9 protein-coding genes are annotated in these 16045 nt (G+C 41.0%); 7 read left to right on the top strand and 2 right to left on the bottom strand.

Annotation, left to right across the window (positions count from 1 at the left end):
* The first annotated feature begins 537 nt into the window (after positions 1-537).
* The 3 genes from CXF89_RS15775 (at position 538) to CXF89_RS15765 (ending at position 6637) form a co-directional block, all read left to right on the top strand.
* Complete coding sequence (locus CXF89_RS15775) at positions 538-3504, top strand: TonB-dependent receptor (RefSeq protein WP_121955142.1); 2967 nt, start codon at positions 538-540, stop codon at positions 3502-3504.
* A 102-nt stretch (positions 3505-3606) separates the two neighbouring features.
* Positions 3607-5157, top strand: a complete 1551-nt coding sequence (locus tag CXF89_RS15770) for a tryptophan halogenase family protein (protein ID WP_121955141.1) — start codon at positions 3607-3609, stop codon at positions 5155-5157.
* Positions 5150-6637 (top strand): tryptophan halogenase family protein, encoded by a 1488-nt coding sequence (locus CXF89_RS15765; protein ID WP_121955140.1) that lies wholly within the window; start codon positions 5150-5152, stop codon positions 6635-6637. Before CXF89_RS15770 ends, CXF89_RS15765 begins: the two co-directional genes overlap by 8 nt.
* Before the next feature lie 51 nt (positions 6638-6688).
* On the opposite strand, the gene CXF89_RS15760 is transcribed toward CXF89_RS15765, so the two are convergent.
* Complete coding sequence (locus CXF89_RS15760) at positions 6689-9265, bottom strand: glycoside hydrolase family 3 protein (protein WP_121955139.1); 2577 nt, start codon at positions 9263-9265, stop codon at positions 6689-6691.
* 238 nt (positions 9266-9503) lie between these two features.
* Here CXF89_RS15760 and CXF89_RS15755 point away from each other — a divergent pair, with 238 nt between their 5' ends.
* The 3 genes from CXF89_RS15755 to CXF89_RS15745 all read left to right on the top strand — a co-directional run bounded on the left by CXF89_RS15755 (position 9504) and on the right by CXF89_RS15745 (position 13468).
* A complete protein-coding gene (locus CXF89_RS15755) occupies positions 9504-10832 on the top strand; it encodes a GH1 family beta-glucosidase (protein WP_121955138.1) in 1329 nt (442 codons plus the stop codon).
* A gap of 32 nt (positions 10833-10864) precedes the next feature.
* The gene (locus tag CXF89_RS15750) at positions 10865-12391 is read left to right on the top strand and encodes an MFS transporter (protein ID WP_121955137.1); all 1527 of its coding nucleotides are present in this window, start codon (positions 10865-10867) and stop codon (positions 12389-12391) included.
* 75 nt (positions 12392-12466) lie between these two features.
* A complete protein-coding gene (locus CXF89_RS15745; protein ID WP_121955136.1) occupies positions 12467-13468 on the top strand; it encodes a LacI family DNA-binding transcriptional regulator in 1002 nt (333 codons plus the stop codon).
* A 12-nt stretch (positions 13469-13480) separates the two neighbouring features.
* On the opposite strand, the gene CXF89_RS15740 is transcribed toward CXF89_RS15745, so the two are convergent.
* Positions 13481-14425 carry a LysR family transcriptional regulator gene (locus CXF89_RS15740; RefSeq protein ID WP_121955135.1) on the bottom strand — a complete coding sequence of 315 codons (945 nt, stop codon included), beginning with the start codon at positions 14423-14425 and terminating at the stop codon, positions 13481-13483.
* A gap of 146 nt (positions 14426-14571) precedes the next feature.
* Here CXF89_RS15740 and CXF89_RS15735 point away from each other — a divergent pair, with 146 nt between their 5' ends.
* Positions 14572-15519, top strand: coding sequence for a sodium-dependent bicarbonate transport family permease (locus CXF89_RS15735; RefSeq protein ID WP_121955134.1), 948 nt, complete (start codon positions 14572-14574; stop codon positions 15517-15519).
* Positions 15520-16045 lie beyond the last annotated feature (526 nt).

The raw sequence follows: 16045 nt of genomic DNA, 5'->3' as shown, positions 1-16045 counted from the left end.
TACTTTTTAGTGATTTAATTAACGATTTTTTAAACAATCTCTGTTTTTTTAATGACCAATTTATAAAATGAGACACCCTCTGTTTTAGGTGCCTAAAAATTTCACATTTAATAATGTGTAAATTTTCAGCAAAGGTGCCTAGGTTTAGTCACCAACGCTCTACCTATTAATTTTAGTCTGTAGCAAAAACTGATGTTAAAACACCATAAAGTGTTTAAATAACTAAATGAATCAGTAATCAGGTTTCTTATAATAAAATGTTGTTACAGCACTGCTTTTGAATACTTTTTCATAACCAACTGTAATTTATGATTTAAATCTAAAAAAACACATTTTAAGAACAATTTAGTCTCATTTTATTAAAACAAAAGTTGACCCTATTTAAAATTTAAACTAGCATTTCTGGAAGCGCTTCCACAAAATCACTTAATTACATATTTCTGGAAGCGCTCCCACACATTTGACAATGTTTACAACTACACAATAACAGCCCATACAAGCTGTTAATAATAATGATAAAAGCGCGAGGGAAACCGAATGTCTAACTATATTGTAAGAAAAACAAAGATAGCAACCAGCCTATCTCTGATTTTAGGCGCATCAATCTCTTTACCTGTATATGCACAAGAAGCAAATACAGATGTTGAAGTAATTCAAGTTACTGGTTTTAAAAGTAGTATTAAAGAGTCGACTCGTTTAAAACGCGACGCCGCAGGCGTTGTAGATGCTATATCAGCTGAAGATATTGGCAAATTTCCAGATACCAACTTAGCAGAGTCGCTACAGCGTATTACGGGTGTATCGATTGATCGCTCAAATGGTGAAGGCTCTAAAGTAACAGTTCGCGGTTTTGGCCCCGATTACAATATGGTAACCCTAAACGGACGTACTATGCCGGCAGCTTCATTGCCTTCAGGCGGCGGTACACCCAGTTCTCGTGCTTTTGATTTTGCAAACTTAGCATCTGATAGCGTTAAATCGGTTGAAGTATATAAAACGGGTAAAGCAAGTATTGCATCAGGTGGTATTGGCGCAACAATTAATATTAATACCGCTCGCCCACTTGATAACCCAGGCTTTGTTTCAAGCATTGGCGTAAAAGCATTACACGACTCAACAAACCGCGTTGGTGATGACATAACACCAGAGCTTTCGGGCTTAATTAGCTGGACCGACAGCGAAGCTAAATTTGGCGCCTCGTTAACTGCAAGCATGCAACAGCGCGATAGCTCATCAACAGGTGCGTTTGTAAATCAATGGAATACATCTGCTTTTGACGGCACAATCCCACAAGCAGCAGACGATATTGTTTTAACTAATGCACCCGCTGTTGGTCAACTTTATTCAATGCCATCAGATTTGCGCTACACCATTGCCGACAGAGAACGTACGCGTACAAACGCGCAATTAACGCTGCAATACAGCCCAATTGACGATTTAACAGCCACGCTTGATTACACATATTCTAAGCAAGATTTATTCGAAGCCCGTGCTGAGCAATCAATATGGATGGATAACTACAAAAGCGCGCTAACGTTTGACGATAACACAGTAAAAACCCCTATTTATTACCGAGAAGAACGTCGCGATCAGCAAACACGCGATTTAGGCTTAGCGTTTCAAGAGCTAAACCAAGTTAATCAAAACGACTCAATTGGCTTAAACGTTGAGTACTATTTTAATTCAGAATTGAGCTTTATGTTTGATGCGCACAATTCAAAAGCCACTAGCAAACCAGATGCACCTTACGGCAGCTGGGTAAACGCAGGCTTGGGCGCAAACGTAGTTAACGCACAAGAAGTTGATTTTAGCCGCGAACTGCCATCAATGAGTATCGATTTTGATGATTGCCGCCGAGACAACCTAAATTGTAATAACACGTTAGATGCCTCTGATGTGGGTACGTCTATTTTAGATTCTAACTTTGCTCGCCAAGAGTCTGAAATCACAGAATTTAGAATCCATGGCAAATACGAAATTGAAAACGGCGCAATTGACTTTGGTATAGAGTCTCGATCTATGGAAAGCCATTCACTGCAATCACTTACACGTAATACAATGGGTAACTGGGGTATAGAAAACCCAGGCGAACTACCTGATGGCTATCTTAACCCAACAAACTTTTTAGCTGAGTTTGACGACTACGATACATCAGGTTCGTACAACCAAGGCTATACCGGCAGCGCATCGCAAATTGGTTACTGGGCAGGTGAAGAATACGGCTTTAACTTTGCAGCCGATGGCGCATTTGCAACTAACCGCACCATTGAAGAAGACATAACCGCAGCGTTTGTGCAATTTACTTACAACGGCTACATTGGCGATATGCCATACAACATTGTTATTGGCGCACGCCAAGAGTCTACCGACATTACCTCAACGGCTAATATCGACTTACCTAACGCAGTAGCATGGGAAGGTAATAACGACTTTAACGTTCGCTTTGGCTCAGATAAAGAAGATTTCACGCTTAAATCTAGCTACGATCACTTTTTACCAAGCTTTGACTTTGACATAGAAGTAATCGAAAACGTAAAAGCGCGTTTTTCTTATAGCACTACAATTGCTCGCCCAACTTACGACAACTTAAGTTCAGCAGCGACTGTTGGTGTACCGGGTGCCCCTACTCTTTTAGCGGGTTCTTCACCGGCTACAGCGTCAACGGGTAACCCTGGTTTAGTGCCGCTTGAATCAGACAATATTGATGTATCGGCTGAATGGTACTTTGCAGAAACAAGTTATGTGTCGGTAGGTTACTACACTAAAGACATCGAAAACTTTATTGGTTTAACACCAATGACACAAAACTACTACGGATTACGCGATGCAACAGCGGGTCCTCGCGCACAAGCTGCCATTGCTGAGCTAGAATCTCGCGGACTTGCTCTAACCGATTCAAACTTATTTCAAATGGTTGCCGCAACAGAAAACAACGTTGATTTTGACTCTATGACCTACGAAGAGTTTGAAGCCGCTTACGATGTAATTGCTAACAGCGATGACCCATTACTAGAATTTACAGCGCAAGTACCTACCAACAATAAAAATGCCACCATTGATGGTTTTGAAATTGCCTTTCAGCACTTTTTTGGTGAAAGCGGTTTTGGTGTGCAAGCAAACTACACCACAGTTAACGGCGACATAGACTTTGATGTAAACGCCGACCCTACTACAACACAATTTGCACTAGTAGGTTTAAGCGATACAGCTAACTTTATTGCAATGTACGAAAACGACGATTTTCAAGCACGTATTGCTTACAACTGGCGTGATAAGTTTTTAAATAGCGCAGCTCGATACGTAAATGAGCCAGGCTTTACTGAAGAATATTATCAAATCGACTTTAATGTTGCGTACAACTACAGCGAGCAACTATCGTTTTTTGTTGAAGGCCTTAATATTACTGAACAAAACAGCCGCGAACATGGCCGTACGTCAGTTCAATTGTGGAACCTACAACAGCTAGGTGCACGTTACAATATTGGTATGCGTTACAACTTCTAAAGGTAATACAAAGTAAAGCCGTTAGTTTTTACTAGCGGCTTTTTTGTATTTAAAACAGTATTAATGCTAGTTTAATTGTTATCAACTTTAGAGTGTTAACTCATGACCAAACCAATAACAAAAATAGTCGTTTTAGGTGGTGGTACTGCCGGCTGGCTAAGCGCAGGCTTATTAGCCGCCGAACACCCGCACCTTAATGTAACGTTAGTGGAGTCGGCAAATGTGCCTATATTGGGTGTGGGCGAAGGCACGTGGCCGTCAATGCGCAACACCCTACAGCGCATTGGCATTAAAGAAAGTGATTTTATAACCCAGTGCGACGCATCATTTAAGCAAGGTTCTAAATTTATAAATTGGCGAAACCTCAGCGAGGGAGAAAACTACTACCACCCTTTTATGAATCCACAAGGCTACGAGCACACTAATTTACACGCCAGCTGGCAACGCATTGCACCTAACCAAAAATTTGCCGACGTTGTTAATATGCAAAGCTTTGTAAGCCAAGCAGCACTTGCACCAAAGCAATTACAAACACCTGAATATGCAGCAGTTACCAACTATGGTTATCATTTAGATGCGGGTAAATTTGCTGAATTTTTAAAAAATCACTGTGTTAAAAACCTAAACGTTACGCATATTATTGACGATGTAACCGAGGTTATTAACGACGATCATGGCTATATTGCCTCATTAAAAACAAATAATAATGGCGATATAACGGGTGATTTATTTATAGATTGCTCAGGCTCTTGCGCTCGTTTAATTGGTGAGCATTTTAATAGTCAGTTTATAGCGCAAGATCATATTTTATTTAATAACAGCGCTGTTGCGGCGCAAATACCTAATGCACACGCCGATCAGCCAGTTGCCTCTGCTACGTTATCTACAGCGCAAAGTAACGGTTGGATTTGGGATATAGCCCTGCCAACGCGCCGTGGTACAGGTTATGTATTTAGTAGTAAATATCAAAGCGATGAAAGCGCAACAAATACTCTAAAAAGCTACATAGCTAAAAGTACCAGTGAGCAACAAGCTGAGCAACTTACCTACCGCGTATTAAAATTCAGCCCTGGTTACAGGCAACAATTTTGGATTAAAAACTGTGTTGCCGTGGGTATGTCAGCTGGCTTTTTAGAGCCGCTTGAAGCGTCAGCTCTTGCTATGGTTGAGCTTTCAATTAGCATGATAAGCGAGCAACTACCGCAAAACCGCACCCACATGAGCCAGCTTAAAACGCGTTTTAATGATCGTTTTAGCACTCGTTGGCAGCGCGTTATTGAGTTTTTAAAACTTCATTATGTGCTAAGCGAGCGCGACGACACTCCTTATTGGCAAGATATTAGTAATTTAAATACCGCGCCCGAGCGCCTGCAAAACTTACTTAAACTTTGGCAATTTCAACCCCCTAGCCGCTTTGATTTCATTGAAAACGAAGAAGTGTTTTCATCAAGCAGTTATCAATACGTTTTATATGGCATGGGCTTTAATACACAAACAGTATCTGCACAAAATACATTTAACGACCCACGTGCTGGGGATTACTATTATCAGCAAAATCGCGAAAAAATAGCGCAGTGTTTAAATGGACTGCCAAGTAATCGCGCGCTTTTAAATCATCTTTTATTAAATAATGGGCAGCCACATAATGACTAAAACAAACGCTGTTAAAAACGTAGTAATTGCTGGAGGCGGCACTGCAGGTTGGATGGCAGCAGCGGCACTTGCTAAACTAGTTGGTAACAATATAAACATAACCCTTGTTGAATCTGACGATATTGGCACTGTAGGTGTTGGCGAAGCAACAATTCCGCCTATTCGTACATTTCATAAATTGCTGGGTATAAACGAGCAAGCATTTATGAAAGCCACTCAAGCCAGTTTTAAATTAGGTATTAGCTTTGAAAACTGGGGCGATGAAAACACGCATTATATTCACTCATTTGGCGCAACGGGCAAAGAATGTTGGGCGGGTGAATTTCATCACTTTTGGCTGCAAGGTAAAACACTTGGAATAAACAACCCATTTGGCGATTACTGCTACGAGCTGCAAGCGGCTAAAGGCGGTAAATTTGCGTTTAATCAGCAAAATCCCATTAACTATGCCTACCATATGGATGCCACACGTTACGCGCAGTTTTTACGTGAATGTTCAGAGCCATTGGGTGTAAAACGCATTGAAGGTAAAATACAAAAAGTAGTAAAAAACACTAAAACGGGCCATATAGAATCACTTACTTTAAATAATGGCGAGCACATTAACGGCGACTTTTTTATTGATTGCACCGGCTTTAGAGGTTTATTAATAGAGCAAGCATTGCATACTGGCTACGAAGACTGGTCGCATTTACTACCGTGTAACAGCGCCATTGCGGTGCAAACAAAATCAACCAGCGATACCGTATTGCCACTTACCCGCTCTATTGCCCATAAAAACGGCTGGCAATGGCGTATACCGCTGCAAAACCGTGTAGGCAACGGATTAGTTTATTGCAGCCAATATATGGATGACGAACAAGCCAAAGCGCTATTATTAAATAATATTGAAGGTGAGCCGCTTACAGAGCCCCGTATTATTAAATTTAAAACAGGGCGTCGCTTAAAAGGCTGGAACAAAAACTGCCTAGCGCTTGGCCTTGCTAGCGGTTTTGTAGAGCCACTTGAGTCCACCAGCATTCACTTAATTATGTCGGGTATTATTCGCTTTATGCGTTTATTTCCGTTTAATGGCATTACCAATCACGCCATTGACGAATACAACAAACAGCTTAAAAGCGAAATTGAAAATATTCGCGACTTTATTGTGCTGCACTACAAAGTAACTAATCGCGATGACAGTGAGTTTTGGCAACACTGTAGTGCGATGGATGTGCCAAAAACACTTCAGCATAAAATTGATTTGTTTAAGCAAACCGGCCGTGTATTTTTAGACGATGGCGACATTTTTAGAGTCGATTCGTGGGTGCAAGTTATGCTTGGTCAAGGTATTGAGCCTAATCAACATCACTTAATAGCCAGCATGATGAGCGATGAAGAACTCACCCGTTTTTTATACGGTATTAAACAGCAAATAGAACAGCGCGTTAGCCAATTACCGCCTCACCATGAATTTTTAAAACAATACTGCCCAGCATAAAAAACCCTTATTACTAAGGGTTTTGGTTACACACAACAACTTTAGGTTTTATTATTCACACTTAACCACGGCGCTTTTAGCGCTTTGTGGCTCAAAGCTAATATCTGCAACTGAAACGCTAAGCTCTCCTGCCGTTTTAATAATAAAAGGGCTGGTTACTCTGGCAAAATCAACGCCCTTTTTAGCAAAACACGTTAAATCTATACTCATGGTTTGCCATGTATTTAAATCAGCATTTTTAAGCTCATTGGTAATATCAAGCTCGCCACCACAGCCTTGTTCGCATTTCATTGCAAGGTATGTCTGTGAGCTAGGTATTTGGTTTACTTTATAGCTAAAGCTAAGGGCCGAATTTGCTTCAATGTAGGCCACTTTATCTTCGGTAAAGTTACTATTAATTTCGATGTAGCTGGCTGCAGTGCCATCAAAATTAAATTGCATCGCATCTTCTTGAATCGCTTTGTCTTCAGTGCGATAAGTAATGCCGCCGAGCTTTACACTGTTACTTGCTACTTGGTGCTGCTCGCTGTTTGAATTTAAAAACAAACGCCACGGCGTTTTAAAGCTGCCATTAAATATAGATAGCGGCGCAAGGTTACTAATATCAACACCTGAGTCTTCATTTAGATTATTGCTAAGCGTACTTTCATCTTTATACGTTAAGCCAAAGCCATAGGGTAATAATGGCGAGTAATCAGCATCGCCTTTATTTACTGCGGTTTGCAGTGGCGATTTAGGCCATGAGAACGACAATTTACCTTTAAAGTCGTACTGTACCTGCCCACTTGCATCCGCTAATAAAACATCTGCAATGCCTTGTCCTTCAGTGCCAGGAAGCCATGCTGCTACAAATGCATCTGACGCGTTTAGCTCGCTGTTAACCCACATTGGTCTGCCCGATATAAACACAGAAACAACCGGTATATTTTGCTGCTTTAATGTTTTTAATATTTTAAGAGAGCGTTTATTGTTACGTTCAAACTCAAGGTTGTCTTTATCGCCATGCCCCTCTGCATATGGCTCTTCACCAAATACAACAATGGCTACATCGGGTTTGGTATTAAATTCACCCGTTGGACTTAAAATAGCGTTACCGCCAGCAGAGTCTATTTGCGTTTTTAGCCCCGCATAAATAGACGTTGCTCCAGGGAAATCTGCATTTTGATTATTAGTTCCTTGCCACGTAATACTCCAACCACCCGATTGCTTGCCTATGTTATCGGCCGCATCGCCTGCTATAAGTATGTTGCTTGATGGGTCAAGCGGTAATAAATGGTTGTTGTTTTTAAGCAGTACTAACGACTCTTGTACCGCTTGGCGGGCAATATCGCGATGTGCAGGTGCACCTATTAGTTCTAACTTACCTGAATATTTTCGATTTGCGGGGCTTGGTTTATCAAATAAACCCGCGCGTAATTTAACGCGTAAAATACGTGCCACGGCGTCATCTATTCGCGCCATTGTTATTGTGCCCGCTTTTACTTGTTTAATTGTATTTTCATAAAGTGGTTTCCAAGCACCCGTTGGCACCATAAAAATATCAAGCCCGGCATTAACAGCTTGCGGGCAGCTTTCATTTGTACAGCCTGCAACTTGTCCGTGCCCATTCCAATCGCCTACAACAAAGCCATCAAAACCCATTTTTGTTTTTAGTACATCGGTAAGTAAGTATTTATTGCCGTGATTTTTTTTACCATTCCAACTGTTAAACGATGCCATAACCGATTGGCTACCTGCGGTTAAGCCACCTATGTAACCTTGCGCGTGAATGTTATATAACGTTTCTTCGCTATCAATGTTGTCACCCTGATCGTCGCCATCTACCGTGCCGCCATCGCCTAAAAAGTGCTTAACAGTGCTAATTACGCGTTTGTCACTTAAAAAGTCATCACCAGCTCTGCCTTGTAATCCGTTTACAATTGCGGCTGAATATTCACGTACAATTTCAGGGTTTTCTGAGTAGCCTTCATACGTTCTGCCCCATCGGTCGTCGCGCACTACAGCAACTGTTGGTGCAAATACCCAATCTATCCCTGTTGCCATTACTTCTATTGCCGTAGCTGCTGCAATTTGCTCAATTAATGCAGGATTATTTGCTGCACCTAAACCAATATTGTGCGGAAATAATGTCGCGCCAATCACATTATTATGACCATGTACCGCATCAGTGCCCCACATAGTTGGAATTTTACTGCCATCAATTGAGTCATCAACCGATGCCTGATACATACTCTCAGCAAGTGTTATCCAATCTGCAGGCGTCGCATGTTTATTAGCATTCGGGAACGAGCCACCGCCATTTAAATACGAACCAAAGCCATATTTGCGCATATCTTCAACACTAATATCGCGGATTTCAGGTTGGATCATCTGCGCTACTTTTTGCTCAAGCGTCATTGTTTTTAAATATTGTTCAATCGTATTTTCAATTTCAGGCGTTTTCACTACCTTGCTTTTAAGCGTTGGCCAAAGTGATAAATCACCTTGCTCATGCTCAGTATTTTTGGCCACCGCGCTTACGTTATTATCAGCGTTAGCTTCTTGTTTATTACATCCACTTAAAACGCATAGTCCGCCTATTAAAATAGGGAGCATTCGTAACCTATTAGTGTTTAAGCTTTTTTTCATTTTTATAGCCCTGTGTTGTGTCAGTGTGTTTTTGTGCAGCACCTATTTGTTATTTAAATTTAACTATTGACCTACTTAACAATAGCCACTAACCTAAATATGGAAGCGCTTCCTCAAGGTTATTAAATACCATCCTTAGTGATTAATCAAATTAAATATGGAAGCGCTTCCATCGATGTGATTTATAAACTATAAATAGAAGCAAAATTTACTACAAAGAAACAGAGGTTTTCTCTTAATGAAACAATTATTTTTACCTAGTGGCTCACCACTTTTAGCCAAAAATTTTACCTATGGTGTAGCTACGGCCTCATTTCAAATTGAAGGCGGCGCAACCGATCGCTTGCCATGTATTTGGGATACCTTTTGCAGTAAAGAAGGCAAAATAGTCGATAATTCAAATGGCGATGTAGCCTGCGAGCACTACACTCGCTGGAAAGACGATATAAACTTAATTGAATCATTAGGTGTAGACGCTTACAGACTTTCTATTTCGTGGCCGCGCGTAATGACTAAAAATGGCCACCTAAACCCGACAGGCGTTAAGTTTTATACCGACATTTTAGATGAATTAAAACGCCGTAACATTAAAGCTTTTGTAACGCTGTACCACTGGGATTTACCACAACATATTGAAGACGAAGGCGGTTGGCTAAACCGTAACACCGCTTACGAATTTGCGCATTACACAGATTTAATTACAAAAGCATTTGGTGACCGCGTGCACTCGTACGCCACCTTAAACGAGCCGTTTTGCAGCTCTTACTTAGGTTACGAAATAGGCGTACATGCGCCTGGCATAGTAGGTCGCGAGTTTGGTCGTAAAGCTGCGCATCACTTATTACTGGGCCACGGATTGGCTATGCAAGTACTTGCTAAAAATAGCCCAAATACATTAAACGGTATTGTACTTAACTTTACGCCTTGTTACTCAGTTACCCAATGCGAAGAAGATTTAAAAGCGACTGCATTTGCTGATGACTACATAAACCAATGGTACATGCAGCCTGTAATGCAAGGTAAGTACCCTGATATTATTATTCAGTTACCTAAAGCTCATCGCCCTGACATTTTAGATGGCGACATGGAAATAATTGCTCAACCACTGGACTATTTAGGGGTTAACTTTTATACCCGCATGCATTATCAAGCAATCGATACCGACTTTTACCATGAGCTGCCACATAAAGCGCCAATGACCGATATTGGCTGGGAAATTTACCCTAAAGCGCTTACAGAATTACTTGTATCGTTAAACGAAAAATACACCCTACCACCTATTTATATTACCGAAAACGGTGCAGCCATGGCTGACGAATTTAAAGACGGTGAAGTAAAAGATATCGACCGTATTGAATATTACCACGAACATTTAAATGCCCTGCATAACGCAGCAGAGCAAGGCGTTAAAGTAGATGGTTACTTTGCGTGGAGCCTAATGGATAACTTTGAATGGGCTGAAGGATATTTAAAACGTTTTGGAATAGTACACGTAGACTACAACACACAAAAACGAACTGTTAAAGCCAGCGGTAAAGCGTACAGTAAACTAATAACAAGCCGATAATTTATCGGCTTATAACAATAAGAACACACACTGTGAACAAACTCCCTTTATACGAAAAAGTCGGTTACGCCATGGGCGATGCCGGCGCTAACTTAGTATGGCGCGGTGCGCTTGCTTATTTAGCGGTGTTTTACACCGATACATTTGGCATATCGGCAGCCGCCGCTGCCATGTTGTTTTTGGTGGTAAGGCTATCAGATGGCGTAACCGATATTATTATGGGTATGATTGCCGACAGAACGCAGTCGCGCTTTGGTAAGTTTCGACCGTGGATACTCTACTCGGCACCATTTTTGGGCTTGTTTATGGTGTTGTGTTTTACTACACCCGACTTTAGCACCACCAACAAACTTATTTATGCCTACGTAACCTACATTGGTTTAACGCTTGCTTACACCGTAAGTAACGTGCCCTACTCGGCACTTATGGGCGTAATGACACCAGACGATACAGAGCGCACAAAGCTCTCTGGTTTTAGGTTTGCAGGTGCGTTTACTGGTGGCTTATTGGTTATGGGTTTTTTACCTGAGCTAGTAGCTTTTTTTGGTGGCGGCGACGATGCCAAAGGCTATCAGCTTACTATGTACTTATTTGCCAGCTTACTTATTATTTTAATGATTATAACGTTTGCGACCACCAAAGAGCGTGTAACACCGCACGCCTCAAATGAAGGCAATTTAAAATCAGAGTTGTTTGATTTAACCAAAAGCCTGCCATTTATAATCCTACCTTTGCTTGCTACCACTCTGTTTTTTTATTACCGCGATTTATACAGCGGCGTATTTTTTGCCCTTGTTATGGCTGCAATGACATTCGTTATTAAAAAATTGCTCAATAAAGATAAGCAAAGCCTAACTGGTTCACAGCGCGACATGGTTGATCTTCTGACCAACAAACCTTGGTTAGTATTACTCGGCATTGGTTTTTTAACCATGATGTTTAATGGCATAAAATACGGTGTAATTGCGTACTACTTTAAGTACCACGTAGCCAATGAACTTATGGCTGGGCAATACTTTATTGCCTTGTTAGTTGTATCTATATTAGGCGCACTTGCCACAGGTAAACTGGCCGTAATTATGGGTAAACGAAACCTATTTATTGCATCATTAATGCTAAGCGGCATACTCACTACTGCATTTTACTGGGTGCCTAGCGATAACCTGGTTGCTGTATTTACCTTTGGTTGCGCTGCTGAATTTTTTGCCGCGATGATGCCAACATTATTTTTTAGTATGCTTGGTGATTCAGCCGATTATTCAGAGTGGAAAAACAAACGCCGCGCTACAGGCCTTATTTATTCTGCGGGTACATTTGTGCAAAAAACCGGTGGTGGTTTTGCAGGTGCATTAGTATTAGTGGTACTTGCAGGCTACGGCTATAACGGTATGGATGAGCTAACAATTACGCAAGCCCTACCTGGTATGCAGTTACTTATGAGCTGGATACCTGCCGCATTTGCTTTTTTAGGCGCCGCATTGATGCTTATTTATCCGCTTACCTCAGCGATGACGCAAAAAATAACAGAAGACTTAGCAATTAGACGCAGTAATGTGTAAATTAACTTTTAATGACCCTTCGCGCTTTATATTTTTATAAAGCGCGAGTAAAAACACATATAAGCTAGGACATCAATGGCGACAATTTATCAAGTATCAGAAATGGCAGGTGTGTCTTTATCAACTGTTTCAAGGGTACTTAACGACAACGACTACGTAAGCAAAAAAACTAAAAAAAAGGTATTAGAAGCAATGAAAGAGCTAGGCTATCAGCCAAGTTCTATTGCACGGTCTTTAGCCTCTAGCACAACAAACAGCGTCGGTATTTTAGTTTCTGAGTTGGATGGTCCGTTTTTTGGTCAAATGATGTCAGCCATTGAAGAGCACCTTCGTATTGCGGGTAAACACGTTATTATTACCCCTGGGCACAGTGACGAGAAAAAAGAAAAAAGCGGCTTTGAATTTTTAATAGGCCGTAATTGCGACGCTATTATTGCCCACGTAGAAGCGGTATCAAACGAGTATCTAATTGAGTTAAGTAAAGGCAAAACCCCTATTTACTTAATGAGCCGCTACGTTAAAGAAATTGAAGAAAACTGCATTAGCCTCGACAACGTAATGGGCGGCTATTTAGCCACTAAAGCCATGATCAACAAAGGTCATAAAAACATTGCGTACATAGCAGGCCCGCAGTTTAAAGAAGATGCGTCAAATCGTTTAAAAGGCCACAAAAAAGCCCTAGCAGAATACAACCTCACCTTTGACGAAAACTTATATTATGTAGGCGACTTTAAAGAAACCGGCGGCAGTGACGGCTTAAGGCATTTTATTCAAAATAAAGCGCAAATAACCGCTCTTGTATGTGCCAATGACGAAATGGCATCGGGTGCTATGAAATACGCCCGCGAACACGGCTTTAACCTACCAAAAGATTTAGCCATTATTGGGTTCGATAACGTAATTTTTACCAATTACCTCTACCCAACGCTTACTACAATAGATAACCCAGTTCCTGAAATGGGCCGAGCTGCGGCTAACTTAGTACTTAAAGATATTTATAAAAAAAGCGGCATAACAGTAAAGCACGTGTTTCAGCCAAAGCTTGTTTTAAGAGACTCGACACCCGATATTAATTAATAAAATTTAAGATTAATCTAAGTGTAAGTTATGTAACTCGTTACGCACCCACTGCATATCTAAATATTGCTCTACGTGCTGCTGCGCAAACTTTAAAAAGTTACGTGCAGCATGCGATATGTGCCTGTCGGTGCGTATCACAAAATACCAGTGGCTCGCTAAATGGGTGTCGGTTACGTTTAGAATTTTAAAACTAGTATCGTCTGTTGCAAGTACATGGCGTGATAAAACCGCAATGCCCATCCCGGATGCAACCGCGACGCGTATTGCTTCATTACTCGCCATTTGTACGCTATCGCTTAGCACTAACCCTCGGCTTTGTAACTCGCTTTCAAATAACATACGGGTCGCTGAGCCATTTTCTCGGAGTAAAAAGCGATACTGCATTAAATCCGTTAATTTAACGGCTTTTACGTGAGCTAACGGGTGATTTAGCGGCACTATAAATTCTAGTGGATTATGCAAAAAGCGCGCAGCTTGTGCGTGTTCAAGCGACGGCGGGTGGCTAAATACATAAATATCGTCCTCTCCTCGCTCAAATCTTTCGAGCACCTCTGCCCTATTACCAATCTCAAGCGGATGCTCAACATGGGGATGTAAATTACTATAAGGGCCAAGCAGTTTTGGTAAAATATATTGAGCGGTATTAACCATAGCAATTTTACAACGGCCGCGTGCTCCACCGTTAAGTTCGGTTAAATAATCTTGATAGTCTTCAAAATGTCCAAATACCTGCTGGCAGGTTTTAAATAGCTCAAGCCCCGCATCGGTTACGTGTAGCTTTTGCTGTTGCATAAGTAATAACGGCTCACCTACCGCTTCTTGTAATCGCTTTATTTGTAGCGATACCGTTGGCTGTGTTATGTGTAAGCGCCTTGCGGTTTCGCTTATTGAGCCCGTTTTAACCACGCTCATAAATACTTCAAGCAACCTAAACGATATATGTCGTAAATCCATACCTACCTCATAAACCTAACAAACAGCACTTAATAAATCAGCTATAGATATTTATCTATAACTAACTCGTATTTATTTTATTATTTACTATACAAAGTTTTATCTACAATAGCGCCACTTAATTTACTACCTAGTAAGGAAAGCCAGTGCCAGATATTGTTGTTATGTTTTTTATTTTAGGATTAGTCGCGGGTATTTTACGCTCTGACTTGGCCATTCCAAAAGCCACCTACGACACACTAAGCTTATTGCTCATGTTAACCATTGGCTTAAAAGGCGGTATGGTGCTGCACGGTAATTTAAGCTGGCAACTACTGCCCGAAATGGGATCTGTAATGTTGCTTGGCGCACTTATACCATTGATGCTTTACCCTATTTTAAAATACGTGATTAAACTATCTGTTGCTAATAGTGCCAGCATTGCCGCACATTACGGCTCAGTGAGTGCAGGTACATTTGCTGTAGCGCTTGCCTATGCCGAATCGGCTAAATTGGCAGTGGGTGCAGAAGTAACCCTGTATTTAGTGATGTTAGAACTCCCTGCAATCATTGTTGGTTTATTGCTTTACCGAAAACTTGATAAACAAAACAGCCAAAAAAGTGAACCATCGTTAAAAGCGCTTTGGCACGAAACTCTTACGAACAAAAGCGTCATTTTGCTTATCGGTGGTGTCGTCATAGGTATGATGTACGGCACGGTTCAAGGCAGCCAAGTAACTAGCCTTTTAACAAGTAGCTTTAAGGTTGTTCTGGCATTATTTTTACTAGAAATGGGTTTAGTAGCCGCGCAAACTTTGCGCCCTATCCCCTGGGAACATTGGAAGCTCGCGGTATTTGCTATTGTCACCCCGCTATTTTTAGGTACGATTGGCACAGCAGTAGGCACACTTTTAAATTTAGAATTAGGCTCGGTAGTTATATTGGGAAGTTTAGTGGCCAGCGCCTCTTACATAGCCGCACCCGCTGCAATAAAAGCGGCAATTCCTAAAGCCGATATTGGTCTTGCTATGCTGACCTCTCTCGGTGTAACTTTCCCGTTTAATGTGATTGTTGGTATTGGTTTATATCACCACCTTGCACTAGCAATGCAATAAACAAATAAATGTTAATTTTATCACTTTAAAAACTGTTGAACCCTATTTTACATAGGGTTTAACACTAGGGCGTGCTGACCTTTCGTGATTAATTTTGCAGCAGACTGTTTGGTATTTAAGCAAGGCAGAGCCTATGTAGTGTGGTTATTCCCCATAAATAGGCGATAACGCAGCATAAATGCCAAACATGCGCTGCCCTTTTGGTTCTTTCTAGGGACGATTAACTCTTTGTTGCTCGGTTTTTACTTATTCTTACATGGATGTAAGCCAGTAGAATAACGCAGGAGCAGTTATCGAGCCCGCTAGGTTACAAACCTCGCGCCGCGATTAAATCGCCCCTAGATTGACAAATTTCAATCCACAAAGATCAACACGCCCTAATAAATACTCACAAATATAAAACAATATCTACATAAAAACACTACAATAAAAAGCATAATAGATCCGATAATTTACCAAAATGATCGTTTTAAAGTTTATTTATATTGTTTAATAAAATATCACTTTACTTATTTTTAATTTGGCT

The organism is Pseudoalteromonas sp. MelDa3 (assembly GCF_002863625.1).
Classification (GTDB): Bacteria; Pseudomonadota; Gammaproteobacteria; order Enterobacterales; family Alteromonadaceae; genus Pseudoalteromonas; species Pseudoalteromonas arctica.
Note: the sequence above shows the minus strand (reverse complement) of the source record. Positions and strands in the feature narration are given on the sequence as shown.

Coding starts and splice junctions, on each gene's coding strand:
- CXF89_RS15775 (WP_121955142.1), top strand. CDS start 538: ATGTCTAACTATATTGTAAGAAAAACAAAGATAGCAACCAGCCTATCT.
- CXF89_RS15770 (WP_121955141.1), top strand. CDS start 3,607: ATGACCAAACCAATAACAAAAATAGTCGTTTTAGGTGGTGGTACTGCC.
- CXF89_RS15765 (WP_121955140.1), top strand. CDS start 5,150: ATGACTAAAACAAACGCTGTTAAAAACGTAGTAATTGCTGGAGGCGGC.
- CXF89_RS15760 (WP_121955139.1), bottom strand. CDS start 9,265: ATGAAAAAAAGCTTAAACACTAATAGGTTACGAATGCTCCCTATTTTA.
- CXF89_RS15755 (WP_121955138.1), top strand. CDS start 9,504: ATGAAACAATTATTTTTACCTAGTGGCTCACCACTTTTAGCCAAAAAT.
- CXF89_RS15745 (WP_121955136.1), top strand. CDS start 12,467: ATGGCGACAATTTATCAAGTATCAGAAATGGCAGGTGTGTCTTTATCA.
- CXF89_RS15740 (WP_121955135.1), bottom strand. CDS start 14,425: ATGGATTTACGACATATATCGTTTAGGTTGCTTGAAGTATTTATGAGC.